The sequence below is a fragment of the Lysinibacillus sp. GW823-FHT02G10 genome, from assembly GCF_058797135.1.
The window spans coordinates 780,360-805,841 of record NZ_JBXAJI010000001.1; the positions used below are offsets into that span (position 1 = coordinate 780,360).

General features: G+C 39.7%; 28 protein-coding genes. 21 read left to right on the plus strand and 7 right to left on the minus strand.

The annotated features are described in order from the left end of the window. Positions 1 to 11 precede the first annotated feature (11 nt). Positions 12 to 332 carry a YnfA family protein gene (locus AC1RFD_RS03870; protein WP_492474513.1) on the plus strand — a complete coding sequence of 107 codons (321 nt, stop codon included), beginning with the start codon at positions 12 to 14 and terminating at the stop codon, positions 330 to 332. 44 nt (positions 333 to 376) lie between these two features. Here AC1RFD_RS03870 and AC1RFD_RS03875 read toward each other — a convergent pair whose 3' ends face one another. The 3 genes from AC1RFD_RS03875 to AC1RFD_RS03885 form a co-directional block, all read right to left on the minus strand. After that, entirely contained in the window at positions 377 to 1,141 is a 765-nt protein-coding gene (locus AC1RFD_RS03875) for a class I SAM-dependent methyltransferase (protein WP_492474514.1), read from the minus strand. A 262-nt stretch (positions 1,142 to 1,403) separates the two neighbouring features. Continuing rightward, on the minus strand, positions 1,404 to 2,780 hold the full coding sequence (nhaC, locus tag AC1RFD_RS03880; RefSeq protein WP_387253643.1) for a Na+/H+ antiporter NhaC: 1,377 nt from the start codon (positions 2,778 to 2,780) through the stop codon (positions 1,404 to 1,406). A 101-nt stretch (positions 2,781 to 2,881) separates the two neighbouring features. Further along, positions 2,882 to 3,646 (minus strand): sulfite exporter TauE/SafE family protein, encoded by a 765-nt coding sequence (locus AC1RFD_RS03885; RefSeq protein ID WP_333879879.1) that lies wholly within the window; start codon positions 3,644 to 3,646, stop codon positions 2,882 to 2,884. A 389-nt stretch (positions 3,647 to 4,035) separates the two neighbouring features. On the opposite strand from AC1RFD_RS03885, the gene AC1RFD_RS03890 reads away from it, so the two are divergent. The 8 genes from AC1RFD_RS03890 (at position 4,036) to AC1RFD_RS03925 (ending at position 11,641) form a co-directional block, all read left to right on the plus strand. Beyond that, complete coding sequence (locus tag AC1RFD_RS03890; protein WP_004229078.1) at positions 4,036 to 4,656, plus strand: DUF47 domain-containing protein; 621 nt, start codon at positions 4,036 to 4,038, stop codon at positions 4,654 to 4,656. 15 nt (positions 4,657 to 4,671) lie between these two features. Next, positions 4,672 to 5,688, plus strand: a complete 1,017-nt coding sequence (locus AC1RFD_RS03895) for an inorganic phosphate transporter (RefSeq protein WP_004229076.1) — start codon at positions 4,672 to 4,674, stop codon at positions 5,686 to 5,688. A 304-nt stretch (positions 5,689 to 5,992) separates the two neighbouring features. Then, on the plus strand, positions 5,993 to 6,691 hold the full coding sequence (locus AC1RFD_RS03900; protein ID WP_259948848.1) for a response regulator transcription factor: 699 nt from the start codon (positions 5,993 to 5,995) through the stop codon (positions 6,689 to 6,691). Beyond that, positions 6,688 to 8,136, plus strand: a complete 1,449-nt coding sequence (locus tag AC1RFD_RS03905) for a HAMP domain-containing sensor histidine kinase (RefSeq protein WP_319840216.1) — start codon at positions 6,688 to 6,690, stop codon at positions 8,134 to 8,136. Before AC1RFD_RS03900 ends, AC1RFD_RS03905 begins: the two co-directional genes overlap by 4 nt. Beyond that, positions 8,136 to 9,206, plus strand: a complete 1,071-nt coding sequence (locus tag AC1RFD_RS03910) for a LolA family protein (RefSeq protein ID WP_492474515.1) — start codon at positions 8,136 to 8,138, stop codon at positions 9,204 to 9,206. The genes AC1RFD_RS03905 and AC1RFD_RS03910 overlap by 1 nt, the downstream gene beginning before the upstream one ends. A 9-nt stretch (positions 9,207 to 9,215) precedes the next feature. Then, positions 9,216 to 9,437: a hypothetical protein gene (locus AC1RFD_RS03915; protein WP_004229062.1), complete on the plus strand. Its 222-nt coding sequence runs from the start codon at positions 9,216 to 9,218 to the stop codon at positions 9,435 to 9,437. A gap of 109 nt (positions 9,438 to 9,546) precedes the next feature. Beyond that, positions 9,547 to 9,762 (plus strand): hypothetical protein, encoded by a 216-nt coding sequence (locus tag AC1RFD_RS03920; protein ID WP_492474516.1) that lies wholly within the window; start codon positions 9,547 to 9,549, stop codon positions 9,760 to 9,762. A 103-nt stretch (positions 9,763 to 9,865) separates the two neighbouring features. After that, complete coding sequence (locus AC1RFD_RS03925; protein ID WP_333879872.1) at positions 9,866 to 11,641, plus strand: cation:proton antiporter; 1,776 nt, start codon at positions 9,866 to 9,868, stop codon at positions 11,639 to 11,641. 262 nt (positions 11,642 to 11,903) lie between these two features. Here the strand turns inward: AC1RFD_RS03925 and AC1RFD_RS03930 are convergent, their stop codons facing one another. Then, positions 11,904 to 12,257 carry a DUF4260 domain-containing protein gene (locus AC1RFD_RS03930; RefSeq protein ID WP_492474517.1) on the minus strand — a complete coding sequence of 118 codons (354 nt, stop codon included), beginning with the start codon at positions 12,255 to 12,257 and terminating at the stop codon, positions 11,904 to 11,906. Then, positions 12,258 to 12,683 carry a MerR family transcriptional regulator gene (locus tag AC1RFD_RS03935; RefSeq protein ID WP_492474518.1) on the minus strand — a complete coding sequence of 142 codons (426 nt, stop codon included), beginning with the start codon at positions 12,681 to 12,683 and terminating at the stop codon, positions 12,258 to 12,260. A 123-nt stretch (positions 12,684 to 12,806) separates the two neighbouring features. Between AC1RFD_RS03935 and AC1RFD_RS03940 the strand changes: the two genes are divergently transcribed. From AC1RFD_RS03940 to AC1RFD_RS03950, 3 genes are all read left to right on the plus strand, one after another. Next, on the plus strand, positions 12,807 to 13,313 hold the full coding sequence (locus AC1RFD_RS03940) for a sigma-70 family RNA polymerase sigma factor (protein WP_492474519.1): 507 nt from the start codon (positions 12,807 to 12,809) through the stop codon (positions 13,311 to 13,313). Beyond that, positions 13,306 to 14,496: a hypothetical protein gene (locus tag AC1RFD_RS03945; RefSeq protein ID WP_492474520.1), complete on the plus strand. Its 1,191-nt coding sequence runs from the start codon at positions 13,306 to 13,308 to the stop codon at positions 14,494 to 14,496. The genes AC1RFD_RS03940 and AC1RFD_RS03945 overlap by 8 nt, the downstream gene beginning before the upstream one ends. A gap of 221 nt (positions 14,497 to 14,717) precedes the next feature. Next, positions 14,718 to 16,166, plus strand: coding sequence for a tetratricopeptide repeat-containing diguanylate cyclase (locus AC1RFD_RS03950; RefSeq protein ID WP_492474521.1), 1,449 nt, complete (start codon positions 14,718 to 14,720; stop codon positions 16,164 to 16,166). A 51-nt stretch (positions 16,167 to 16,217) separates the two neighbouring features. Here AC1RFD_RS03950 and AC1RFD_RS03955 read toward each other — a convergent pair whose 3' ends face one another. Beyond that, entirely contained in the window at positions 16,218 to 16,766 is a 549-nt protein-coding gene (locus AC1RFD_RS03955; RefSeq protein ID WP_492474522.1) for a GNAT family N-acetyltransferase, read from the minus strand. A gap of 165 nt (positions 16,767 to 16,931) precedes the next feature. Here AC1RFD_RS03955 and AC1RFD_RS03960 point away from each other — a divergent pair, with 165 nt between their 5' ends. The 9 genes from AC1RFD_RS03960 (at position 16,932) to AC1RFD_RS04000 (ending at position 25,088) form a co-directional block, all read left to right on the plus strand. Further along, complete coding sequence (locus tag AC1RFD_RS03960) at positions 16,932 to 17,402, plus strand: DUF2975 domain-containing protein (protein WP_048390401.1); 471 nt, start codon at positions 16,932 to 16,934, stop codon at positions 17,400 to 17,402. 10 nt (positions 17,403 to 17,412) lie between these two features. Next, entirely contained in the window at positions 17,413 to 17,634 is a 222-nt protein-coding gene (locus AC1RFD_RS03965) for a helix-turn-helix domain-containing protein (RefSeq protein WP_004229042.1), read from the plus strand. 118 nt (positions 17,635 to 17,752) lie between these two features. Next, positions 17,753 to 18,403 carry a TetR/AcrR family transcriptional regulator gene (locus AC1RFD_RS03970; RefSeq protein WP_054550914.1) on the plus strand — a complete coding sequence of 217 codons (651 nt, stop codon included), beginning with the start codon at positions 17,753 to 17,755 and terminating at the stop codon, positions 18,401 to 18,403. Positions 18,404 to 18,459: 56 nt separating this feature from the next. Continuing rightward, positions 18,460 to 20,778, plus strand: coding sequence for an ABC transporter permease (locus AC1RFD_RS03975; protein ID WP_492474523.1), 2,319 nt, complete (start codon positions 18,460 to 18,462; stop codon positions 20,776 to 20,778). Between the two features lie 5 nt (positions 20,779 to 20,783). Then, on the plus strand, positions 20,784 to 21,539 hold the full coding sequence (locus tag AC1RFD_RS03980) for an ABC transporter ATP-binding protein (protein ID WP_259948878.1): 756 nt from the start codon (positions 20,784 to 20,786) through the stop codon (positions 21,537 to 21,539). A 104-nt stretch (positions 21,540 to 21,643) separates the two neighbouring features. Next, positions 21,644 to 22,162, plus strand: coding sequence for a sigma-70 family RNA polymerase sigma factor (locus tag AC1RFD_RS03985; RefSeq protein WP_492474524.1), 519 nt, complete (start codon positions 21,644 to 21,646; stop codon positions 22,160 to 22,162). Further along, the gene (locus tag AC1RFD_RS03990) at positions 22,149 to 22,811 is read left to right on the plus strand and encodes a TIGR04104 family putative zinc finger protein (protein WP_374805980.1); all 663 of its coding nucleotides are present in this window, start codon (positions 22,149 to 22,151) and stop codon (positions 22,809 to 22,811) included. The genes AC1RFD_RS03985 and AC1RFD_RS03990 overlap by 14 nt, the downstream gene beginning before the upstream one ends. A 141-nt stretch (positions 22,812 to 22,952) precedes the next feature. Further along, positions 22,953 to 23,504 carry a biotin transporter BioY gene (locus AC1RFD_RS03995; protein WP_004229030.1) on the plus strand — a complete coding sequence of 184 codons (552 nt, stop codon included), beginning with the start codon at positions 22,953 to 22,955 and terminating at the stop codon, positions 23,502 to 23,504. A gap of 18 nt (positions 23,505 to 23,522) precedes the next feature. Continuing rightward, the gene (locus AC1RFD_RS04000; RefSeq protein WP_259419079.1) at positions 23,523 to 25,088 is read left to right on the plus strand and encodes an amidohydrolase; all 1,566 of its coding nucleotides are present in this window, start codon (positions 23,523 to 23,525) and stop codon (positions 25,086 to 25,088) included. A gap of 34 nt (positions 25,089 to 25,122) precedes the next feature. Here the strand turns inward: AC1RFD_RS04000 and AC1RFD_RS04005 are convergent, their stop codons facing one another. Beyond that, positions 25,123 to 25,332 (minus strand): hypothetical protein, encoded by a 210-nt coding sequence (locus AC1RFD_RS04005; RefSeq protein WP_048390417.1) that lies wholly within the window; start codon positions 25,330 to 25,332, stop codon positions 25,123 to 25,125. Positions 25,333 to 25,482 lie beyond the last annotated feature (150 nt).

Sequence of the window (25,482 nt, forward strand, 5' to 3'; positions counted from 1 at the left end):
AGAGATACAGTATGATCGCTATATTATTATTTATTCTTGCGGGAATTGGTGAAATAGGTGGGGGCTATTTAATTTGGCTTTGGTTACGAGAGGGTAAACCTTTTTATTGGGGCATTATTGGCGGTATTGCACTTGCTCTGTACGTCGTTGTTGCAACATTCCAGTCCTTCCCTACCTTTGGCAGAGTTTATGCAGCCTATGGTGGGGTATTCATCGTGTTGTCTATTTTATGGGGGTGGGGCATTGATGGCAAAAAGCCCGATCATTTAGACTTTATTGGCGCAGGGATATGCTTAATAGGCGTCATTGTAATATTGCTGCCTCGCTCTTAGCATTGAAAAAAGGTTACTACAACAGAATAGTAACCTTTTGTAATCTATTTTTTACGAGCAATAAAGCGCAGACGATAATAATCAATGACCCATTCATTCTGTTGGAAACAAGTTGGCTTTAATAATTCCTCACATGTCGCATAAACCTGCTCTTTCTCATCAGCCTTTAAGTGCTGTAGAAGATTTTCACTAAACATGACCAACCAGTTGCGAAGCCCATCCTGCCCTTGAAGTGGTGTAGGGCGTTTATAGAGTGTGATATTCTCGACCTGAAAGCCTGCATTTTCTAATTTTGATTGATATTCCTCGACGCTTGGAAAATACCAAGGGAAATAGTGGTCGATATAGGGAAATTGTAAAGTTTCCATACTTTTTTGCAGAGCCCAAATGATAGATGCAATATTGCCTTGTCCACCCATTTCAGCAACAAAGCGTCCACCGTTCTTCAGTGCACCATAGACATTTTCAATAACTACATCAGGTTCCTTCATCCAATGAAGTGCGGCATTGGAGAAAACGGCATCAAATTGCTGAGAAAAGTGCATCGCTGTAGCTTCCATCGTTTGAAAGTTAATGGCAGGATATTTTTGCTGAGCAGCTAAAATCATTGTAGCCGACGCATCTACTCCGAGCACAGAAGCTCCAAGTGCTGATATGTCATTAGCCAAATCTCCTGTACCACAACCCACATCTAAAATATGTTCATTTTTTTGCGGCGCTAGTAGATCGACTAAGCTTGTACCCAATTTTGACACGAAATCATGCTTTTCATCATATAAATGAGCATTCCATTTTGTTTTTGTTGTCATCCTCTTTCATCTCCTTTAGTAGAGCATAGCAAAGGAGGTCATCCAACAGAAATGCGAAAAATCATGAATTTTGATTCCAAATTGGAATGATTGCTTTCTCTCCAACAACTAGCTTTACACGCTATCAAATTTCCGAGCCGATAAGGGATTAAAATTATTTTATACAACACATAGTCAAGGTAGTAAGAAATGGTGTTTCCACAAAAATTTTGAGTAAAATAAAAAGGTAGCTGATGTTGTTTTCAGCTACCTTTTGTTATGGTTAAAGCTTTGTTAATGTTTTGCCACTCCAGCCAAACAAGATCGTAAGAATTGGTCCAAGTAAACAGAAGAAGGTGAATGGTAGGTAATCCAGTGTGGAAATACCTAGAACACTTGCGATAAAAATACCACAAACACTCCAAGGCACAAGAGGGTTGACAACCGTACCAGCATCCTCCATGACGCGTGAAAGGTTTTTTGGTGCAAGCCCAACCTTTGCAAATTGTGCCTTAAAGGCCTCCCCAGTTAATAGAATGGATAAGTACTGTTCACCGATCAATGTATTGACACCGATGCCCGTGATGGCAGCACCCGTAATAACAGAACCAGCACTTTTAAATAAGCTTTCGACCTTCGTTAAAATGCTTTGAATAATGCCTAGTGTGAATAAAAGGCCACCCATTGTTAAAGCAAGTAAGACAAGCGCGATTGTAAATAGCATACTATTCATCCCACCACGAGTGAGCAAGGCATCTATCTCTTTATTACCAGTTTGAGAGACATAGCCATCAAACAGAATTTTGAAGACATCTGAAGCGGGAACTGGGTCAAGTAGAGAGCCAAGACCTACTCCAATAATGGACACAACAGCCAATGTAATGACTGCAGGTGCCTTGTAAAAAGTCATGATTACGAGAACAACAATTGGCAATAATGTATACCAATGAATAAGTCCTGTAGACAGTAAACCCCCTTTAAATTGCTCCACTGTCTCAAAGGATGTAGCAGCTCCTGTTGGGGAGATAATAGCATAGAGCACAAAGGAGATAAGAAAAGCAGGGATGGTTGTCCAGCCCATATTTTTAATATGCTCAAAAAGGTCTACACCAACTGTACCAGAAGCAAGATTGGTTGTATCGGATAATGGAGACATTTTATCACCAAAGAAGGCCCCAGAAACAATCGCTCCAGCTGTAATGGTTAGCGAGATATCCATAGCTCCGGCAATGCCCATAAATGCTACACCAACCGTTGCGACAGTTGTCAGAGAGCTTCCAATTGAAATACCAACGATACTACAAATTAAAAACACGATAGCAAAGAAAAAGTTTGGCGACACAGTTAAAAAGCCATAATAGATAAGGGTTGGGATCGTTCCACCCATAATCCAGCTGGAAATTAAAATGCCAATAAAAAAGAAAATAAAAACGGCGCCAAGTCCAGCGCTAGCACCAGCAATCATACCACCCTCAAGATCGCGAAAGGGTACTTTTTTCAGTAATCCATAAGCCAGTAAAAGGGCAATCACAAGAAAAATCGGGATATGCGGCGTAGCCTTTAAATAGCCAATACTATAAGCCATTATGGCGATAATTAAAATAGTGATAAAGCTTGCCTCAAGAAATCGAGGGTTACTCTTTGCTTCTATTCGAAACATGTGAATCCTCCTAATAAATACTTCTGCGCTTCAATGCGGTGAAGCCCAAAAGTATTATAGCACGCTAATATTTTTTGTCAATTGACTGAAAATTGGCGGTCTCAATGAAAGAAATAATCCAAGGCATTTTTCAAAATCAATAAACATGTCATGACAATAAAGATGACACGCATCATGCTCGTTCCACGCTTCAGCGCAAATTTGGATCCAAGGATTGCCCCAAAGATCATGACAAAGCCCATCGAAAAACCATAGAGAAAATGAACTTCTCCTAAAACTAAAAACATGATTAATGCCGCTAAATTTGAGGTGAAATTAAAAGCTTTCGCATTACCAGCAGCTTGGAGAAAATCATAGCCCATCATTAATAGAATAAAAATAAAAAATGAACCCGTACCTGGTCCAAAAAAGCCATCGTAAAAGCCAATAGCCGCAAATGCACCTATATAGGCTAAATGTTTGGCTGTACTAAGTACACGCTCTTGATATTGCTGTCCCCAATCTTTTTTAAACATTGTATAAGCAGCTACAAGGACGAGCATAACAAGCATAAGTGGTTTTAAAATAGCAGGGGACACAAGATGGACAGTAAAGGCACCGAGTAAAGACCCTACAAAGATAAAGGGGAGGATTTTTCCGATTTTCTTGATATCAACTTTACCTGCACGTAAAAAAGTTAGCATACTTGTACCATTACTAATGGTATTGGCCAGTTTATTTGTGGCAATGGCTGTACTTGGAGGTAAACCAACAGCCATTAATGCAGGTAAGGAGATGAGCCCACCACCTCCAACAATCGCATTTAAAAAAGATGCGATAAAAGCAAGTAGTAATAATATTGTGAGTGAAAGTAAATCAATATCCATAAATATACTCCCATCTTTCCTCATTGCGTTTTAACATAGCGTACTGCGGAAGTCAAAAAATAACAATGAAATTCCAGCATTTTCATGTAAATTTCGTTTACAATTCCTTAACATTTCACAAGACAAACAAATAAGCAGAAAAAAGTTTATTTCAAGTATTTTTATAAAAATAAAAGAAAAAATGGTCATTTTTAAAGAAAAATAGTGATTTTTAATATTTGATTTCCAACGTTTACAACTTGCGAAATAGCTTAAAAATAAATGTGGCAAATTTTATATTACAGTTTTGTAAAATCAACATCTTAGTGTTTAAAATTTTGTAGAATTGTGTAAATGTTTTGTTATGATGGTTCAGAAATTGACAATATTTTTTCAACAGGAGGAACAGGATGTTCAACTCAAATAAGCAAGATCCATTTTTTCAGTCACTGTTAAAAATCGCGAAAAACGTGAATGAGGGTATCTATTATGCTCATAATGCCCGTATTCAAGATATAGATGCGCTAAAAGAAATTGCAGATACAATGAAGCAATACGAAACAAGTGGCGATAAATTAATCCATGAGCTAATCGTTATGCTGAATAAATCCTTTATGACGCCAATTGAGCGTGAAGATATTTTAGCATTAGCCAATAAATTAGATGATGTGATTGATGGAATGGAAGGCTGTATTGCGCACTTCAATATGTACAACCTAACAGAAGTAACAGAGCCAATGCGTCAATTCCTCACATATATTGCGAAAAGCACGGACGAAATGGTACAAGCCATGGAACTGTTAAATAGTAAAAAGCTTGTGGAAATGCGTAAACATGCTATTCAAATTAAGGACAATGAACGTGAATGTGATGAAATTTTCCGTTCTTCAATGAAGCAATTATTCATCCAAGAAAAAGACCCAATGCGTTTGATTGTTTTCAAGGATATTTATGAGCAATTTGAAGACATTGCGGACAGCTGTCAAACAGTAGCAAACACAATTGAAACAATAATTATGCGTAATGCATAAGATGGAGTGTACGAAATGGATACGATCTTATTAATCACCATATTAGTCGTTATTTTCGCACTTGTGTTCGACTTTATTAACGGCTTCCATGATACAGCCAATGCGATTGCTACCTCTGTATCGACCCGTGCCTTAAAGCCACGTACTGCGGTTTATATGGCAGCAGTAATGAACTTCGTCGGAGCGATTACATTCGTTGGGGTAGCCAAAGCCCTAACAAAAGATATTGTGGACCCATTTTCTTTAAATGCCTATGATGGCGATATTACAGGTTCTGTTGTTATTTTAGCAGCCTTATTATCTGCCATTACATGGAATTTATTAACATGGTATTTTGGGATTCCATCAAGTTCTTCTCATACATTAATAGGTTCTGTTGCAGGGGCAGCTATTGCCGCAGCAGGATTTGATATTTTGAACTATGCTGGGTTTATTAAAATTCTTCAAGCACTTATTTTTTCACCATTACTAGCGTTCGCAGCTGGTTTCCTGATGATGACATTATTAAAAGTCATCTTCAAAGATATGAATTTATATCGAACGAATAAAGGCTTCCGTACAATGCAAATTGGGACAGCAGCCTTACAATCCTTTACACACGGGACAAATGATGCGCAGAAGGCAATGGGTATTATTACCTTGGCGCTAATCGCCGGCGGCCTACACCAAGGAGATGATATTCCTTTCTGGGTACGTTTTGCTGCAGCAACTGCGATGGGTCTTGGTACATCTGTCGGAGGCTATAAAATTATCAAAACGGTTGGCGGTAAAATCATGAAAATCCGCCCAGTAAATGGGGTAGCGGCAGACTTAGCTTCTGCATCGATTATCTTTGGTGCCACATTAATCCATTTACCAGTTTCTACAACACATGTAATTTCTTCATCCATCATGGGTGTCGGAACAGCACACCGTGTTAAAGGCGTTAAATGGGGGATGGCACGTAAAATCGTTACAACATGGGTCATCACGATGCCAATCTCTGCTGTCATGGCAGCATTGATTTACTATATTCTAAGTTTATTTTTCTAGTTCGCTAAGGAATGCACAATCACAGTGCATTCCTTTTTTAATGGGATAAAAATGAAGGATGTAGCGGATAGAACCGGTAAAGCTGAAGGATAGCCTGGTTAAAGTAGCGGATAGAACCGGCAAAGTGAAGGATAGCCCCACAAAAGTGGCGGATAGCCCGGGCAGGAAGAAAACTGCTTCGATGAAATCGGTAGCCTCCTCCCCTTGTATAAAGTGCGGATACGCTCTAAGGTAATTATAAAGAAAGTGTAAAGTTCGGAGAAAATCGTTTTTTCCGTAGTAAGGTGAATGCAGGAGGAAAATGATGAAGGAAAAATTACTACTGATTGAGGATGATACAGCGATTGGGCGCATTGTGAAGGATACGCTAGAACAGGAGGGCTATTGTGTGACATGGGCTACTACGGGCCTTGAGGGACTGGAAGATTTTCAAACGCAACCTTTCGATTTAGTGCTAGTGGATTGGATGCTGCCAGAAATGGATGGGTTAACGGTTTGTCAAAATATCCGTTGGGAGAGTGATGTGCCAATCCTAATGATGAGTGCCCGCAAGGAAGATGCGGATAAGGTGGAGGGCTTGCAGGGGGCAGACGATTATATCGCTAAACCATTTAGCTTAGAAGAATTAAAGGCACGAGTTGCCTCTCATCTTAGACGCTGGCGACGCTACCACAAGCAAGACGTGATAGAAGAGCATACTGCCTATGCGAATGGATTAACAATAGATTGGCAACGACAAATAGTATGTGTTTATCAGCAAGAAATTGCATTAACTCAAAAGGAGTTTGCCCTTGTTAGGCTGCTAGCTAAAAATCCGAATCAAACCTTTACAAAAGAAGAACTGTATCAGCATATTTGGCAGCAAGCAACGTTAGAGGACACTCATACTGTCACAGTGCATATCAAGGCACTGCGCGAAAAGCTCAAGGATTCTGTGAAAAACCCAAATTTCATTCAAACTGTGTGGGGTAAGGGCTACCGTTTTATTGGTGAACCATTATGAAAATAAAAGCGTGGTTACTAATTATGTTTTTTATTGTAATGGTCATACCCATAGTAGGAGCTTATAGCCTTTATGTGTGGATTAATGCTTATTACCAAGATAAAAATGTGGCGGAGTACTTTGACAAGTGGACAGAGCTAAATCAGGTAAAAGATGTCGTTGACAATCCAGTGCTTTATCAAAAAAATGCCGATTTTGAGGAGATAGAGGAACTTACCAATGAGAAGCTGGCGATTACCCTCTATACGAAATCTGGCTATGTTTTATATTCCTCCAACCCTTTGCTAACGGGCTATGTAGGGAAAGAGCGCATGTTAAATGGTTTATATGATTTACAGCAAGCATACAACGCCTTTACATACAAGGAGCCTGTGTATCTAAAAGGTGATTTGCTTGGCATCTATGAAATTCAATTAATACGAACAGATTGGGTAAAGGGTGTAGAAAAGCGTTCATGGCTTGTCATCGCAAGCACGATCCTGTTGTTTCTTATCATTTATTTAACTGTCATCTTGTTGCTTCATCGGAAACTGAATCGGCCATTAGGTGAACTGATGCAGCACATGCGTAATTTTGCGAAAGGTCAGCATGTTAAATCAACTCTAAGCGTAAGAAAAGATGAGATTGGGGCACTCGCCAAAACATTTGAGGCGATGCAGGTTGAAATTGAAAAGACTCGAGCTTCTTTAAAAGCGGAACAACAGCAAAAAGAAATGATGATTGCAAGTATTTCCCATGATTTGAAAACACCCCTTACAGCCATCCAAGCCTATGCGGAATCTTTACAAAATAAAGGCTTATCAGAACAGCAGGTGGCAGAATATCAGCAGGTCATCGTTACGAAGGCAGATCGGATGAAGCATATGCTAGAGGATTTAATGATGTTTACCTTACTTCAATCAACGAACTATACATTAGAGCTCATTGCTGTGGATGGAGAAGAATTTTTTGACATGGCCTTGTCTGACTATGAACCGTTATGTGAGGAAGAAGGATTTACATTAAAAGTCTTCTGTGCCGTGGATGGACTCTATGCTGTGCATCCTAAACAACTTCAGCGTGTCATTGATAATTTATTGAGCAACGCCTGGCGTTATGGGGAAAAGGGGACAACAATAGGCTTAGCGGCAGTCAATGCTGGAAATGATCCCGAATGGGGCTTTGATTTCTTGAAGTCTGCTTTAAACAAGCAAGAAGGTATGTATATAATTGTGCAAAATCACGGAAGAGGCATACCACAACAGGACATTGTTAAATTATTCGAGCCAATGTATCAAGCAGATTATGCGAGATCAAAGGCTGGTGAACGAGGAACAGGACTAGGCTTAAATATTACAAAACAAATTATTGAAAAACATGGGGGTACTGTCGAACTGCTTTCTAGAGAGAACATTGGAACAGCGGTAATTTGCTGGCTACCACCTTATAAAGGAGTAAATGAATGATGAATTGGAAAAGATCTTGCCGAGCAGCAGGCTTAATTGCTGTTATGACATTTAGCTTGGTGGGCTGTAATTCAGAGGCAACTTATACACCTCAGGAAATTATCGACCAAGCCCTTCAAGAATCGAAAGAGCCACTCACTTATTATGGCGAATATACGTTAGATATGGGAGAGCTAGGTGGTAAAGCTCAAGTGAAGGAATGGGTAAAGGATAACAATAGACGGATAGAAATGACAGGCGATAATGGTGAACATGTTATCACAGTTAAAAATGATGCTAAAGTGATTAGCTATGATGTCACTGAAAAGACAGCCTACACAATGGATTATTCACAACCTGAATTAGACAGCTTGCAATCACCTAAAGATCAGGTACAGCTTATTTTTAATATGGTTAAAGATACGCATGATATTAAGATAGCAGGAGAAGAGAAGGTTGCAGGTAGAGATACCTATAAAATCGTCGCAAAAACGAAGAAAACGGAATCGTTATTTGGCGATATCGAAGCATGGATTGACAAAAAAACTTGGCTGACATTAAAAATGAAGACAGATAGTGCAGGGACTCATATGCTCACTGAATATTCTAAGATTAATTTTGGTGAAAAAATAGATGCTCAACAATTTACACTAGATTTACCAAAGGATGTAACGATTCAGGAAATTAGCGGACAGGATACTTCTGAATCCATTTCATTGGACGACGTAAAGCAGCAGCTTGAAAAATTTTTATTAGTACCAGAAGTAAATGGTCTAACGTTAGACAACATATCCATGGTTAAAGGGATAGAGGAACGACCAGAATACTCTTTCGATTATGTTTTAGATGGAGAGCTAGCCTTTTTTGTCACGATTTTTAAAGCAGATGCTAGTGTTGCAGATATTGGTCCCATTTTAAATGAAAAAGAAATAGATATTCGAGGACAAAAAGGCACTGTTATGGATGGTGAAAATTTCCGTTCCCTTGCTTGGCAAGAAAACGGCTACCAATATAGTATGGTTGGACAAAATCCAGAATTAACAGTTGAGGATCTTTTAAGCTATGCGCAACAAATGACCGTTGTACAATGAGGTGATACTATGAAAAAAGCGCAAGGACTAAAATGTCTGGCATTATTTTTATTTACCACTATTTTCTTATATGGGGTAGGAGAAACATATGAGGTGTCTTGGCTACAATTTCACTTTACGGGACAATATCAGGATGTAGGCTTTTATTTCAGTTTTACATCCCTCATTCCAATATTAATTGGATTGTTAATGGTGGGTCTATATGAATCATTGTTAAAAAGATTCATCTAAATAATTTGGAGCAGGATCAGAGTGGAGGATCCTGCTTTTTTTATGGTAGAAATAAAGTTGGTATATTACAATATTTATGTAAAGAGGATATTAATAGGAGGTTTCTTCAATGGCTACATTTCTACATGGCTTTGCTCAACAACTCATTTTCCCCTTGTTTATGATTTTATGCTTTTATTTCACATTAACTTATTTTCATCATCTAAAGACAGGCGATGATCGTGGTATTAAGAACACAAAATGGGCTGCAGTGGTATGTTTAACTTTCGCTTTGGTTGCACCAGCGCTTTATAATGTGATTACGTTTATGGTCATGATGAGGTAAAGTGATAATTTTGGCACAATACGTACATAATGTAAGGTAACAGGTTTAGTCCTTCTAAAATGAGGGAATATACACTTATCCTAGGATATTGTAGGTGGTACATATGTTTGACAATTTACTATTTCAGTTACCTTTTATTATTTTTATCGGTTTGTTTTCACAGTGGTTAGCATGGCGTTTTCGCATGCCTGCCATTGTCATTATGAGTATCGCTGGGCTAATTATTGGTCCGTTTACAGGGTTAGTGTCTCCAAAAGAGACATTTGGCCCTATTTTTCATACCATTATTTCTCTGGCAGTAGCCGTTATATTATTTGAGGGAAGTTTAAGCCTTGATTTTCGAGAAATACGTGGCTTTAAGAAGTCCATATTGCGTATTTCCACAGTAGGGGCAGCCATCGCTTGGATTGCAGGCTCTACTGCCGCGCATTTTGTTGCAGGGCTATCATGGCCAGTCTCTTTTGTCATTGGTGGATTATTTATTGTGACAGGTCCAACCGTTATTTTGCCTTTATTGAGACAAGCAAAATTGAAGGAGCGACCAGCAGCTATCTTAAAGTGGGAAGGCATCGTTGTAGATCCTTTTGGCGCATTGTTAGCGCTATTTGCGTATCAGATCGTTTTGGGTATATATCATTTAGAAGGTGGGACATCTCTAACCGTTTTCTTTGTTTCCGCCTTTTTAGCCGCCCTGTTAGGAGGGGGCGTCGGTTATGTAATGGGGCAATGCTTGGAGCGTGGTTTAATTCCAGAGTTTTTGAAATCACCTTTGTTACTTGCTACTATTTTACTTGTTTTTGCCCTAAGCGATGCCATCATGCATGAGACGGGCTTATTGGCTGTGACAGTGATGGGGCTTGTGATGGCAAATATGCATTTAACAAGTCATCATGAGCTGTTGCATTTTAAAGAAAATATTTCGGTTATTTTAATTTCAAGTGTCTTTATTATGCTGACGTCGTCTTTAACCATCGATACGTTATGGCAAATCGTTGATTGGCGTATGCTACTATTCGTGCTAGCAATGATGTTTATTGTTCGACCGTTATCGATTTGGATTGCGACCATTAATACGGGCTTAACATTGGAAGAACGGGCCTTAATTGGGTGGATTGCACCGAGAGGGATTGTAGCATTAACCGTTTCAGGTTACTTTACAACGGCACTACAAGACGTAGGTTTTCAAAGTGCACAATTATTAACAGCGCTCACATTAGCACTTGTTTTTGCGACAGTGGTTGCCCATGGCTTTAGCATTGGCTGGCTTGCGAAAAAATTAGATCTACAAGCTTCCACTGGGAAAGGTATTGTGATTGTAGGCGCTTCTCCATTTACAACACAGCTTGCAACGTCCCTGCAAAATAACGGAATTGATGTGTTGATGATGGATCGTGCATGGGAAGATTTATCTGCTGCTCGACAAAATGGTATTAAGACGGAAACAGGTGATATTTTAAGCGAGCATACTGAGTTTTATGTTGATTTAACCCCATATGATCAACTAATTGTAGCAACAAAGCAGGACGCCTATAATGTCCTTGTTTGTGCAGACTTTGTTCCAGAATTAGGGCGTCTCAATATTTTTCAAACGGCTTTACATTCTACAGACCCTAAAAATTACTCAAGGAAGTACGGGGGACAGCTTCTTGTCGATGCACAGCATGATATTCATCAGCTCAATGAACTGATAGAGCAAGGTGCACAACTTCGTCAAACGAAAATTACAGAAGTATTTACATGGAAGGATTATGTAGAACAAAATCCTCATGCCGTCTGGGTGTATGCTATAACACAGGATGGAGCTATCGTGTTGGATATGGTCAATAAATATGACGATATAAAACATGAACCACATACTATTATTAGTTTAATTCGCTAAAACCAGCCACCTGTTTGTGCAGGGCGGCTGGTTTTTTGATGCAAGAGAAAGGAGACTAGTTGACTGAAAATGACCATGCTTGGAATTAGTGTTCTGCCTGTTTTATACAAAACAAGAACAGCTAGCTTAAAGAGAGCAACTCCATATTCCGATGATGAATAATGGTAATCCCACCCCGAGAGAGCATTTAATTAGGAGATTTTTCTAAACCATTTCTACTAAAAATCGCAGTGTTAAATGGCTAGCCATACTTTCCTCCTCATTACGCAATCTGCTGTAAATGTGTATTCTTAAAAGCGTCATCATATTTTAAACCATAGCCAAGTGCGCGATCTAAGAAAATATGTGCGAGCCAAATCAGGGCAGCCATCAGAGGTATTGATGTAGTCGTTAGCAAACCAATCACCATCAACATGGCAGGTAACACAAAACTATGCCCCATATTATAGAAAAGAGCGCCTATTTTTGTATTGATGAGATAGCCAACCATGGTGATGTCTGGGAGCAATAAAAACACAATAAAATAAAGCCATGGAAAATTTAGATGACCATAGAAAGAAGCTGTGATGATGAAAGCAAGGATATATTCGATTGAGATGATTTTACGTAGTGACATTTAACCACGACCTTCCAGTAAATTTTGATACATATCCTCAATGAGTAAGGTAATTTTTTCTTGATTTTCTTCAAATTGTCCGTCAGCCATTAACGTTTTTGTCAGTTGTAACGAATGAAGCGCATGCTGATAGAATCGTAGTTGCTGCTCAATTTGGGCAATCTTTGTGGAAAATAGCTGTACCGTTTCTTCATTACATGCTGTTGAAATAGGCTTTTGTTCGAGTGTCAGTAAATGTTTAATTTCTTGAAGCGTAAAGCCTAGCTGACGTAAAACGATAATAAATTTCATTGTATGTTCACACATGGCATCATACACACGGTAGCCATTGTCTTGTTTTTGCGGCTCTAAGAGTCCCTCTTTTTCATAGTAGCGAACGGTATCAGTTGTTAATTGAAATTTCTCGGCGAATTGTTTAATTTTCATGTAAGTACCTCCTAAATTCATCCTAACATTGGAGTATGCTCCAAGGTCAAGGTGCTTGAGGAAAAAATTAAAAAAAATGAAACGGTCATTCAGTGGCAGTCGTTTATAGTGTAAGAAGGGGAGGTGGAGGGCATACTTGAGGAAATGATCGAAGAACATGCAGCACATTTATTACGTCTCGCCTATTTTTATGTAAAAAACCGACAAACCGCAGAGGATATTGTGCAAGAGGTCTTTATTAAATTTTCTCAGCGTGGTTATGAAGAATGCGGGCAGTTGCGTGCGTATTTATCCACTCTAACGATTAATCAAAGCAAGGATTATTTAAAAAGCTGGCATTATAAGAAATTACTATTACAAGAAAAAATATTTCCTATTCAGGGGAATAGACAACCAGATGAGCTAGTGGCAGCAGAGGAACGGTCTCACATTGGGGCAGCTATTTTAAAGCTTTCACTTACCTATCGGGAGCCTATTATCCTTTATTATTTTGAAGAAATGAAAATTCGTGATATTGCCCAGCTACTTGGCATTGCGGAGAATACGGTGAAAACAAGACTGAAGCGGGCAAGAGAAGCATTAAAGCCTCATCTAAAGCAGGAGGAATGGGAGGTGCTTAGACATGAATGAGATACAGAAGGAATTACTCAAAGTCGCTGGTGATATGACAGCAAGCAAAGAACGAGTCAAAAAACAAGTACTACAACAGTCTATCAATAGAAGGAAGCCTTTTCGTTTCACTCTATTAACCATCCTACTGACACCTTGTGTGGTGGGGTTTATGATGGTGCAGCTTCTTACGAACGAAACAGAGCAAACAACCTCACTATTTCATGAAAGACAGCTTGAGCATTTCGAACGTATTAATCGGCTAATGTGGCCAGGGAAAGAGCAGGAATTTTATAAAGAGGAAGCCTATCTATCGTATGAGAAGCTCGTTGCCGCCTACTATTTTGCGAAATCATTAGGGATTGATTATTCTAAGGCAGAGCTAGAGGCGGAGAGAAAGAAGCAGGTAGAACAGTTGGAAATGCTTTATCAAGCATCTGAATACGAAGCACTATTTCAGGGATTAGCACCGAAACAGTATGTTGAAACATATCTCGAGCCCCTTCTGCCGATGTATACAACGCGAACAAAGCTATATGCCTTCTATAAAGAAAAATATCCAACTTTTTATGCTTACCAAGAAGTAGCCAATATTGATGCCAAACGATATTTCCAAGCGCATTATACTGATCAGGCAACAGCCTTTCAAGAGGAGCATAAAATCGTAATACGGACCAGTTCACATGGCTCTTCAATGGTTGGAACAGTTGCAAAGGTTGAATCGAATGTTTTCTTATTTATTGAAGGAGTGATTCCCGAGGACCTTGATCATATGACGGAAGAACAGCTTGCTGAAAAATATGAACAGGCCAATTGGTATCCTGTGCTGGATGATTTTCCTGTCAAGCAGGGGGATTATATTACTTTAACTTCTATGGGAACAGGCAGTATAGAGGAAAACGGGGTCGTAAGAAATTATGGTTTATTATCTAAACTGGAAAAGCTAGAGCCAACCATTACAAAAAAGCTTGAGCTAGAAAATGACAAAGAGGTCGCTCAGTTTTTACAGGATATCCCTTGGCAGCCCGCAAATTATATGAAAAGGCCACCCGAATATTCATTTGAAGTAGAAGGCGTCCGTATTGAAATGTGGAAGGGCTATGGGGGTTCAATTTATCTCCAAAAGGCTGGAAGCGGAGAAATTCACCTTAGTGCCAACAGAGCGAAGGCATTAATAGCCATCCTAGGCATAGAAGAATCTTAACAAGTCTCTTGAAAGAGGCTTGTTTTTTGTTTAGGGGAAAATTATAGTGAAAGTACCATGTTAAAATAACCTTTAATTGAATGTAGGAAAAAATACACAGTGATTTTCTTTATTAGGCTGAATTACTTAATGTCGAAAAAATAAATGAGTCCAAAGAATTGTAATATTTTAAGGTCAAAGGTAGTATTAAAGAAGTAAGGATGAAGAAAAGGAGGGGCGGTATGAACGCACAAGAATTTGAAGAACTATGGATTACGCTTAATGAGTTATATAATGCGGATCGTTTTTTAGAATATATAGAAATAAGTAGTGCCGCAATTGAAAGTGCCATTAAGCTTGAAATGTATGATAAGGCTATCCTTCTATTACGTTATAGCTGTGCCAGTTATTTTCAAACGGGTGATTTACAGCTTTCTATAAGTGTCCTTGAACAATATCGTGAGTTAACCTTTCAACATGGCAACGATATTGATTTAATTCAATATTACAATTTAGCAGCCATTTATTGGGGAACATTTGGTCATTTAAAGAAATCAGAAGAGTTGATGCTGAAAGGCTTAAAAATTGCTGAAGCAATTCAGCACGTGGAGAGCATGGGGAAAATCTATAACAATCTGAGCGACTTAGAAATATCCATGGGAAGCTATCGGACAGCTAAGGAATTTGCCTTAAAGAGTTTATATTATGCGAATGCGTTTGAAATAAAGCATAAAGAGCCTTATACAGGGATTATCCATCCGAAGACAAACCTAGCTGTTGCACTTATTTGGCTTGAAGAATTTGAGGAAGCCAATACGATATTACAAGAATTAATGGCAACGATTCATCATCCACCCTATTCGAAAGTACAACTTGAGGTACTCAATGCCTATGCCTTCCTGTGTGAAAGACAGGGACGTATAAGTGAGGCCATAGATTTATATCAAAAGACAAAGCATTATGCTTTACAAAACAATGACCTTTCTCTACTTCAACTAATTTATAATTCTTTAGTGAAGCTAATTGAGGAGCAAGGCAATAAAATTGTATTATGTGCGATACAAAAGGAATATATAAATATTTTGTTAGAAATCCAGCGTGAAAACTATTCACATGTATTGTTTGAAATGGAATATAACGATCATAAGAAGCAGTTTGAAAAAAATGCCTATATTGATCCTCTGACGAATATTTACAATCGTCGCTATTTTGATGAACAGGCCAAAAAGATGGTCGAGAAGGCGGCTGAAAAACATCAGCAATTGGCCTTGATGATGGTGGATTTAGACCATTTTAAAGAAATCAATGACATGAATGGCCATTTATTTGGTGATGATGCTTTGACGAATACAGCCAAAACTTTACAGGACTATTTTCAGCCCTTTGAGTCCATTGTTGCCCGTTTTGGTGGGGATGAATTCATTGTGTTGAGTCAAGTAAAGGAAGGTGAAACAGTGCAAACATTGGCTGACAACCTGTATCAAACCTTAACGGCACTGTCACTAACAGTGAATAATCAAACGGTTCAGTTGGAATTTAGTATTGGTGTCAGTACGAATGATCATGGCAAAATTCAGAAAGTAGAAGAGCTTATCCAGCATGCGGATGAAGCGCTCTATAAATCAAAGCGTAACGGCCGCAACCAAATTACGCACTATAATCATTATTGCGATGTGGGAAATGGTATTTAAAAGAGAGAGAGGCATATCTACGAGGGAAGTGCCTCTTTCGTAAACGTGTTGCTAGTGTGATGGATTAAGCAAGCCATAAAACACAATATCTTCAAAAGTACCGTTTTTATAAATATGATCCTTTAATGTTCCCTCATAGCGCATGCCACATTTCTCCATAATTTTCCCAGAGGCGGGATTGGAATGGAAATACCGGGCATAAATACGATGATACTGTTTCTCCTGAAAGGCAAATTCAATCATCGCTTGAGCAGCTTCTGTTCCGTAGCCATTACCCCAATAGGGCTCTCCAATCCAATAAGCGATTTCTCCTCTTTGATGTTGGGATTGATTTGACAGTCCTATCGCTCCATATAATTGTCCACTTTGTTTGTCTGTTATCGCGAATTCGTAACTTCGATTTTCCTCAAAGTTTTGTTGATGCGTGGAAATCCATGATAATGCACATTCTAATGTATAAGGATAAGGTAAACTCAATGTGCTTTTATAGATCGCATAATTGTTACATAAAACACTTACGTCCTGTGCATCTGCTTGCGTAAAAAGTCGAAGTATTAAACGTGTCGTTTCTATCGTCTTTTCGGTTGGCGAATAAATCATCGAATACCCCCTTTTCAATGGTTGGATTGATTATAGCACAATAAAAAGTAAAGTAAACCAAATAATGGGTGTTATAACGCATCTTGAATTGGAATAAAAATTTATTGAAAAACGATAAACTATATGATAAATTAAACAGGAGAATAAATAAAAGAGGTGCGTAAGATGAAACGAGAAACGCTCTTTTTAAAGATAGCTGTTTTTCTAATAGGTATACCCGTTCTTGCCTTATGTGTATGGGTGGTGCCTCGTGTTGCTTTGAATACAGTGGAGCATTCTCCCATTTTAACCATTGTTGCTTTAATTGGCGTCTATGCAACGGCTATTGCTTATTTTGTTGCGCTATTTACGACGATCAAACTATTAAGCTATATTGACCAAAACATTGCATTTTCAGAGCTGTCTGTCAAAGCTTTAATCAAGATCAAATATTGTGCAATTATTATTAGTAGTGTTTACGTGGTTGGCATGCCACTGATATACTATGCTGCGGAAGTAGACGATGCCCCAGGTCTTATACTTATCGGAATGGTCATTATTTTTGCTTCCTTTGTCGTGGCAGTATTTGCTGCTGTGCTGCAAAAGCTTCTAAAAAATGCCATCGATATCAAATCAGAAAATGATCTAACGGTTTGAGGTGAATACTATGGCAATGATCATTAACATTGATGTAATGCTGGCGAAACGAAAAATGAGTGTCACAGAGCTTTCAGAAAAAGTTGGCATCACGATGGCGAACCTTTCGATTTTAAAAAACGGCAAGGCCAAAGCCATCCGCTTTTCAACATTAGAGGCTATTTGTGAGGCATTGGATTGCCAGCCTGGCGATATTTTGGAATATCGGAAGAACGAGGAACTACAAAAATAAGGATCTGCGTAAAGCAGATTCTTTTTTTGTAGAAATTATTGCCAACAGAAGTAGTCCTATGCTAGGATAAAGAAAAGATATATCGACAGGCAGTCGGTCAATTATAAGGAGTTGTCTTATGAGAGAAATAAAAAAAGCGGAAGAACGCAGAAATGAAATATTAGATGCAGCGGATGAATTATTTGCACAGAAGGGATTTGATGGCACTAGTACGAGTAATATTTTGGAAAAAGTAGGCATTGCTCGAGGCACCCTCTATTATCACTTTAAATCTAAGGAAGACATTATGGATGCGCTCATTGAGCGTTATACAAGCACAATGCTCGCAAAGGCGAAAACCGTTGCAGCAGACAAGACTATAGCTGTAAATGAGCGGATATTGCGCGTTGTCATGGCATTGAATATGCAAAATGAACAGGGTGGACAGGAAATGATGGAGCATGTTCATAGGCCGCAAAATGCCTTGATGCACCGTAAAATACAGCAAGTGGTCATCAATCAAGTACCACCAATCCTTACTGCCATTATTCGGGAGGGCATTGAGCAAGGTATTTACCAAACGCCTTATCCCTATGAGTGTATGGAAATGATTATCGCTTATACCAATACGGTATTCGATGATGATCTCGTCTTGATGACAGATGAGGAAAGAGCTGCTCGTATACCGGCATTGATTTTTAATATTGAACGAATGCTAGGGGTGGAAAGTGGTAGCTTATTGTATATGATGCAAATGTTTGGAAATAAAGAAGAAGGCAGTCCGAACTAAATATTTTAGGTCTTGTTAGACTTGATGGCGATTAACAATATACAAAGAGGTGACTTATGTATTGGAAAATTGTGCGAAATGATATGGCAAATAGCAAGCTAATTACAGGTATGACCATGCTATTTGTGGCGGTAGCAGCTTTACTTGTCACACTATCAGCAGTACTTATGGTCCATTTGACAAGCGCAATTGACACACTGATGAAACAAGCAGAAACGTCTCATTTTCTTCAGATGCATGCAGGGGAAATCGATCAAGTGCGGCTTACTGAATTTGCAGAGCAAAATAAATATGTAGATGAATATCAAATGAATGAATTTCTAAATGTGGAGGGCTCGAAGATCCATATTGCGGGTACCACATTGGCACACAGTGTGCAGGACAATGGTTTCAGCACACAAAGTGAGAAATTTGATTATTTACTTGATCTTGATGGTCATGTGATTGAAGTGGCAAATGGTGATATTTATGTACCTGTAAGCTATTGGAAGGACGGCATTGCCGACTTGGGGGATACTGTCATCGTTCATGATCAAACCTTTACAATAGCAGGATTTCTAAGGGATTCACAGATGAACTCAATGCTGGCTTCCTCCAAACGCTTTCTTGTCAGTGAACAAGATTATGCAGCAATCCAGGAAGCGGGAACAGTTGAATATTTAATTGAGTTTCGTTTGAAAAATTTGGCGGATTTAAAGAATTTTGAAGAAGCCTATACAAGTGCAGGGTTAGAAGCAAATGGACCAACCATTACCTATAAGCTTTTTCAAATGCTGAATGCCATATCAGATGGGCTTATGATTGCTGTTATCTTGCTCATCAGTGTCCTTGTAGTCGCTATTGCGTTTATGTGTATTCGATTTACATTGCTCACTAAAATTGAAGAGGATACTCGAGAAATCGGTGTGATGAAAGCAATTGGCCTACGAGTGGCAGATATTCAGAAAATGTATCTAGCCAAATATGGCGTTATAGCTGTGATTGGTTGTATGCTCGGTTTTGCCTGTTCCTACTTCCTTCGAGATATTCTATTAGAAAATATCCGTCTGTTCATGGGAGAAACAGACAAAGTTTCACTCATTTGGTTGTTCACGGGTCTGGGGTTGTTGCTCGTGTTTATCGTGATTATGGGCTATGTACAATCGGTACTGAAACAGTTTCGCAAGCTATCAGCCACGCAGGCTCTGCGCTTTGGCACAATGCAAGGAAAAGGGCAACATGCAAAATTATTGAACCTCAGCGCCAATAAAAGGCTACCGATTAATCTTTTCCTTGGCATAAAGGATGTGCTATCACGAAAAACACTTTATGCGACAATGCTCGCAGTATTAGTATTGGCAACATTTATTATCATCGTCCCTCAAAACTTACACAACACAATTGCAGCTAAAAGCTTTATTACGTATATGGGTATTGGGAACAGTGACATCCGAATTGATATCCCACAAGACAAGCAAAATGAACAACAGGTGGCAGCGGTGATGGATAGGCTTGAGCATGACACAGCCATTAAGAATTACACTGTTTTGACAACAAAAAAATTCACAACGATTGCTGAGGACGGAACAGCGCAAAACCTAAAAATAGAGCTGGGTGACCATACGATTTTTCCCTTAGAATATGCACACGGAGAGGCTCCAGTTGCTCCTAATGAAGTGGCACTTTCGGTGCTCAATGCAGAGGAGCTTCAAAAAAAGGTTGGCGATAGTTTAGCAGTGGTCATTAATGGACAGAAGAAAAATTTGAGGATTAGCGGTATTTATTCAGATATTACCAATGGAGGCAAGACTGCGAAGGCAGCTTTCTCTGACCAGTCTACGGATAGCATGTGGAGTGTCGTCTATAGTACGATGGCAGATCCATCTCTTGTTGCAGATAAAAGGGCGGAATATGCAAAAACCTTCTCATTTGCCAAAGTGTCAGGTATTGATGATTATATTTATCAAACTTTTGGTACGACGATTCATGCCATCGAAAAGGCAGCTCGTGCAGCACTCGTCATTGCCTTATTGCTGTGTGTGCTCGTGACATTATTATTTATGAATATGCTGATTGCGAAGGATCAAGCGCCCATCGCTATCATGAAGGCATTGGGATTCACGAATGTCGATATAGCTACACAATATGCTGCACGTTCGATTTTTGTATTACTGCTTGCTATCTCGATGGGGACGTTGCTCGCAAACACGTTAGGTGAATATTTAACTAGTACGGTCATTGCCTCATTCGGAGCGGCTTCCTTTGATTTTATGATTAACCCACTAGCAGCGTATGTTTTTTGCCCACTAGCGCTTACAAGCGTTGTTCTGCTAGCTACGCTATTTGGTACGTCAAGGGCAGGGCAGGTAAAAATTATTGAGCATATAAAGGAGTAGAACCTATGAATATCGTAAGTGGTGAGCAAATAGCAAAGACGTTTCAAGTAGGCAAAGAACAGCATCCCGTTTTACTGGATGTATCAGTTGCCATCAATCAAGGGGAGTTTATTTCCATCATGGGCCCATCAGGCTGTGGTAAATCGACACTGTTGTATGCCCTTAGCGGGATGGACAGTATTGATCAAGGTCAGGTCATCTTTGATGGAATGGACTTAACGACATTAAGTGACAAAGAACTGGCTGATTTGCGTAGAACGAAAATGGGCTTTGTCTTTCAGCATCCGACCTTTCTAAAAAGCTTAAATATCCTCGATAATATCCTGTTACCTGCGATGCGTGATGAGCGAAAAAATGTCAGGGCCTTGACAGAAAGGGCACTACAGATCATGAACAAAATGGGGATTGCAGACTTGGCAAAGCGAGATATTACACAAGTGTCTGGTGGGCAGCTTCAACGGGCAGGCATCTGCCGGGCCTTGATTAGCAACCCGCAGGTGATCTTTGGAGATGAACCCACAGGCGCATTGAATTCAACGTCTGCTCAGGAAATCATGGATTTATTAGCCTCCATCAATAGTGAAGGCACAACGGTGATGCTTGTGACCCATGATCCAAAGATTGCCGCAAGAACAGAGCGTATCCTTTTTATGTCTGATGGTGCTATCGTGAATGAATTGAGATTGCCTCGATTCACAGGCACCGATTTAGACGATCGAATGGTCAAAGTTGTCTCTACTATGCAAAAAATAGGTATTTAGCTTGAAGAAATCCGTAATGATTTAAAAATTACGGATTTTTTTTTGATAAAATGAATCGCATTCGTTACGGCGACCGTCAGTAGTGTAGAAAGTAGGTGAGGGCAATGATGGCTATTGAACAGATAATCGAGGAGCACGGTGATTACTTACTAAAGGTCGCTTATCTATATGTAAAAAATAAGGCAACGGCGGAGGACATCGTGCAGGATGTGTTCATCGCCTTTTATCAAAAGCAGGGACAGTTTCGTCAGGAAGCATCCTTACGTACATATTTAGTGAAAATGACGGTTAATCGAAGTCACGATTATTTACGAAGTTGGAAAAGTAAACGACTGACATTGTTTGAAAAGATCACGAGGCGCACAACAGCTATGACACCTGAAAAGGAGATGCTAGAGAAAACTGTAAAAAAAGAGCTGGTGGAGGCACTGTTTACATTATCAGTTGCCTATCGAGAGGTCTTGATTTTGTATTATTTTGAGGAGATGTCGACAGTGGAAATTGCACAGCTTGTACAATGTCCGGAAGCAACGATTCGCACAAGATTACAGCGAGCTCGTAAACAATTAGCAACAGCAATGGGTGACTTTGATTGGGAGGTGCTACGCCATGAATCAATTTAAAGAGGAACTATTAAAGGAGCTACAAGATGTCAAGCTCTCACAGCAGCGCAAACAAGTAATCGCGGAAAAAGCACGACGAAAAGTTCAACGTAAAGCAGATGGTCAATGGACGTATCGCATCGTGTTCGCAACCTTTACTATTTTTGTTATCGGTTTTAGCTATATCCTGACACAACAGAAGGGGCAACAGGGTTCAGGCCATCAGGCGGCTAGCCTACAGTCCGATAATTGGCATTGGTGGTCACTATTTGCTTCGGATTATGTAAGAGGAATGATTTTACTGAGCATTTTTATAGGCGCTACATTTATTGTCAAATGCTATCTATTGAAAAAGGGGTATGGTTTACCTGTTTGTATTGAATGTGGGGAGAGTTGGTCTGAGAAGGATGCACGTAAATTATATCGCAAAAATAGTGAAATTGTGTGCCCTCATTGTGGACAAAAACAATATCGCACAAAAAAATCCATGCAAATCAGTGGTGTAATGACGATGCCAGTGCCACTGCTGATTATGCTACAGCATGTTTTCCATCATTTTGTTATCGGTCTCATTTTCTTTTTAGTGGGCATGTTCTTCTACCATTATCAAATTGCGCCATATGTGTTTAAGCTACAAGAGAAAGACCCGATGAATGAACCTTTATGGTAATGATTTTGGCAAGAAATTGCTAGGCTAATCTAGCAATTTCTTTTTTTATTCTAAAATAGATTGACAATGGTTTTCATTTGCTTTATCTTTGTGTTAACTTATTTTTATTATTAGTTAACGCACAAGGGGAGGCTTTTTACATTGAAAAAAGGAAGTACATATCAATATGTGTTAGCAGCATTTGGGGCAGCAATAATCGCAGTTTTAGCACAGGTAACAATCCCACTACCACTTATCCCGATTACAGGTCAAACGTTAGCGGTTGGAATTATCGTGACGATTTTAGGGACAAGATTAGGCACGTTATCTGTTCTATTATATATTTTACTAGGGGCAGCAGGTTTACCTGTATTTAGCGGTATGTCAGGTGGACTAGGAATTTTAGTTGGTCCAACAGGTGGATATATTGTAGGCTTCCTTGCCACAGCCATTATTATGGGCTTATACTTAGATAAATTTGGTATTACATTTACTCAAGCTATTATTGCGAATATCATTGGGATGATTGTTACATTAGCGTTTGGGACAGTGTGGTTAAAAATTGTAGCAGATTATACATGGACAGCTGCCTTTATGGGTGGTGTTGCACCATTTATCGTGGTTGGTATCGTCAAAGCGGTACTTGCAGCATGGATTGGTGTGATCGTTCGACGTCGCTTAGAAAGAGCGCACTTAATTGAAGCAATAGCATAGGACATGGGAGGAATTGTTTTGGCAACATTATGGACAGGTGGTAAGATTTACACGATGGCTCAGGTTGGTGAAACAGTGGATGCAGTCCTTGTTGAAGATGGAAAAATTGTGGCGACAGGCTCAGTGGAGAGCTTGTCGCCACTAGCTGCTTCTATCCAACATTTAGAGGGTAATATCATGTATCCAGGCTTTGTCGACAGCCATTTACATATTATTGGCTACGGAGAAAAACTCAAGCATCTTGATGTATCGGCGGTTACGAGTAAAGAGGCGTTACTTGTGAAGCTTCAGGAGCGAATGGCTGAGGCGTCAGCACATGAATGGGTCATTGCGATTGGACTAAATGAAAACCAATTTGAGGAGCCCGTTTTTCCGACCTTAGCAGAGCTAGATGCCCTTGGAGATGCTCATTTAATCATTAAACGGAGCTGTCATCATTTGATTCTAGCCAATTCCAAGGCACTCGCTTTTGCAGGAATTACAAATAGGACTCCTTCGCCAGAGGGGGGTGTCATTGACAAAGTAGATGGTCAGCTCACAGGGATCCTAAAGGATGCTGCCTTGTATTTAATTGTTAACCAGATGCCACATATTACACCTGCGTATATTGAGGATGCACTGACAAAGGCGGTGACCTCATTGCAATCCTATGGTTTAGTAGGGGGACATTCAGAGGATTTAAGCTATTATGGACCGCCAAGCCAGCCGATTCAGGCTTATCGCAAAATAGTAGAGGCACAGCAATCCTTTAAGGTGCATGTATTACAGCATCATACAGTCTTTGAAGAGGTTGCGAAGATGGATTTAGCTTCCTCACCATTTTTGGAGTTTGGTGCGATGAAAATTTTTATTGATGGAGCCTTTGGAGGTCGTACGGCTGCACTACGTCAGCCTTACTGCGATGATTCGGACAATGCAGGGATGCTTATTCATACAACTGAGCAATTAACAAGCTATGTTCAGCTGGCGCGTCAATATGGACAAACCGTTGCCGTGCATGCCATTGGGGATTTAGCAATCGACACGATTTTAGACGTTTTTGCGGCATATCCTCCTCAGGAAGGTCAGCTTGATCGCGTAATTCACTGTAGCTTAGTCGATGAGGAACTATTAGCCAAGCTAGCTGCATTACCAGTGGCAGTGGATATGCAGCCGCAGTTTGTACAGGGAGAATACCAAGCAGAGCTATCGAGACTTGGAGAGGAGCGCGCACAGGGCTTACATCCTTTAAAATCGCTTCTTGACAGAGGGCTGATTGTCGCAGGCGGCAGTGATGCGCCAATTGAAGTGCCAAACCCGTTGCATGGTATTTATGCGGCTGTCACTAGAAGAAATTTTGGGGAAACACATGATGGCTATAACCCTCATGAGAAAATTTCCCGATTTGAGGCAGTCCGTTTGTATACAGTAGGAGCGGCTGAAATCATTGGACAGCAATTGATGCGTGGCAAAATTGCAGAAGGCTTTGCTGCAGACTTTACGATTTTACAAGAAGACGTTTTTACGGTAGAGATGGAGCAGCTTCCACACATTCAAGTCGCATGTACGGTTGTGAATGGTCAGATAGTATATGAAAATCGCTGAGAAGGTTATCCTTCCCAGCGATTTTTTTATGGGACTATTGTTTGTCAGTTAATTGTTTTACTTGTTGTTCTAGGGTCGACACACGTTTTGATAAGTCCTCTACTTGCTGTTGCATGGTTGGTGGAGGAGACACAGGGGCAGTGGATTTCATTTTTTTGATCATATGGATCATTACGAAAAAGATCGCTAGAAACATACATAAAAGAACGGTTGTACTAATGATATCACCAAGGTTGAATTTCATGTTTGCGCTCCTTTCTGTAGCGGGTATCTAGTTATATACAGGGTGGCCTGCTAAAAAGTTTCAAAAAAATGGTGAATGTCACGATTAATACAAAAATTGACGCCTACTTTGGTGTAGAGGAGTGCTATTTTATTGGCTTCGAGGAATGGG

What these genes read in the sequence shown, in the direction of transcription:
- AC1RFD_RS04005 (WP_048390417.1), bottom strand. Translation starts at nt 25,332, where the DNA reads ATGAAATTCAACCTTGGTGATATCATTAGTACAACCGTTCTTTTATGT.
- AC1RFD_RS03920 (WP_492474516.1), top strand. Translation starts at nt 9,547, where the DNA reads ATGGCTACATTTCTACATGGCTTTGCTCAACAACTCATTTTCCCCTTG.
- AC1RFD_RS03875 (WP_492474514.1), bottom strand. Translation starts at nt 1,141, where the DNA reads ATGACAACAAAAACAAAATGGAATGCTCATTTATATGATGAAAAGCAT.
- AC1RFD_RS03885 (WP_333879879.1), bottom strand. Translation starts at nt 3,646, where the DNA reads ATGGATATTGATTTACTTTCACTCACAATATTATTACTACTTGCTTTT.
- AC1RFD_RS03985 (WP_492474524.1), top strand. Translation starts at nt 21,644, where the DNA reads ATGATGGCTATTGAACAGATAATCGAGGAGCACGGTGATTACTTACTA.
- AC1RFD_RS03930 (WP_492474517.1), bottom strand. Translation starts at nt 12,257, where the DNA reads ATGTCACTACGTAAAATCATCTCAATCGAATATATCCTTGCTTTCATC.
- AC1RFD_RS03980 (WP_259948878.1), top strand. Translation starts at nt 20,784, where the DNA reads ATGAATATCGTAAGTGGTGAGCAAATAGCAAAGACGTTTCAAGTAGGC.
- AC1RFD_RS03905 (WP_319840216.1), top strand. Translation starts at nt 6,688, where the DNA reads ATGAAAATAAAAGCGTGGTTACTAATTATGTTTTTTATTGTAATGGTC.
- nhaC (WP_387253643.1), bottom strand. Translation starts at nt 2,780, where the DNA reads ATGTTTCGAATAGAAGCAAAGAGTAACCCTCGATTTCTTGAGGCAAGC.
- AC1RFD_RS03890 (WP_004229078.1), top strand. Translation starts at nt 4,036, where the DNA reads ATGTTCAACTCAAATAAGCAAGATCCATTTTTTCAGTCACTGTTAAAA.
- AC1RFD_RS03975 (WP_492474523.1), top strand. Translation starts at nt 18,460, where the DNA reads ATGTATTGGAAAATTGTGCGAAATGATATGGCAAATAGCAAGCTAATT.
- AC1RFD_RS03945 (WP_492474520.1), top strand. Translation starts at nt 13,306, where the DNA reads ATGAATGAGATACAGAAGGAATTACTCAAAGTCGCTGGTGATATGACA.
- AC1RFD_RS03990 (WP_374805980.1), top strand. Translation starts at nt 22,149, where the DNA reads ATGAATCAATTTAAAGAGGAACTATTAAAGGAGCTACAAGATGTCAAG.
- AC1RFD_RS03900 (WP_259948848.1), top strand. Translation starts at nt 5,993, where the DNA reads ATGAAGGAAAAATTACTACTGATTGAGGATGATACAGCGATTGGGCGC.
- AC1RFD_RS03895 (WP_004229076.1), top strand. Translation starts at nt 4,672, where the DNA reads ATGGATACGATCTTATTAATCACCATATTAGTCGTTATTTTCGCACTT.
- AC1RFD_RS03935 (WP_492474518.1), bottom strand. Translation starts at nt 12,683, where the DNA reads ATGAAAATTAAACAATTCGCCGAGAAATTTCAATTAACAACTGATACC.
- AC1RFD_RS03955 (WP_492474522.1), bottom strand. Translation starts at nt 16,766, where the DNA reads ATGATTTATTCGCCAACCGAAAAGACGATAGAAACGACACGTTTAATA.
- AC1RFD_RS03910 (WP_492474515.1), top strand. Translation starts at nt 8,136, where the DNA reads ATGAATTGGAAAAGATCTTGCCGAGCAGCAGGCTTAATTGCTGTTATG.
- AC1RFD_RS03925 (WP_333879872.1), top strand. Translation starts at nt 9,866, where the DNA reads ATGTTTGACAATTTACTATTTCAGTTACCTTTTATTATTTTTATCGGT.
- AC1RFD_RS03870 (WP_492474513.1), top strand. Translation starts at nt 12, where the DNA reads ATGATCGCTATATTATTATTTATTCTTGCGGGAATTGGTGAAATAGGT.
- AC1RFD_RS03915 (WP_004229062.1), top strand. Translation starts at nt 9,216, where the DNA reads ATGAAAAAAGCGCAAGGACTAAAATGTCTGGCATTATTTTTATTTACC.
- AC1RFD_RS03965 (WP_004229042.1), top strand. Translation starts at nt 17,413, where the DNA reads ATGGCAATGATCATTAACATTGATGTAATGCTGGCGAAACGAAAAATG.
- AC1RFD_RS03970 (WP_054550914.1), top strand. Translation starts at nt 17,753, where the DNA reads ATGAGAGAAATAAAAAAAGCGGAAGAACGCAGAAATGAAATATTAGAT.
- AC1RFD_RS03960 (WP_048390401.1), top strand. Translation starts at nt 16,932, where the DNA reads ATGAAACGAGAAACGCTCTTTTTAAAGATAGCTGTTTTTCTAATAGGT.
- AC1RFD_RS03950 (WP_492474521.1), top strand. Translation starts at nt 14,718, where the DNA reads ATGAACGCACAAGAATTTGAAGAACTATGGATTACGCTTAATGAGTTA.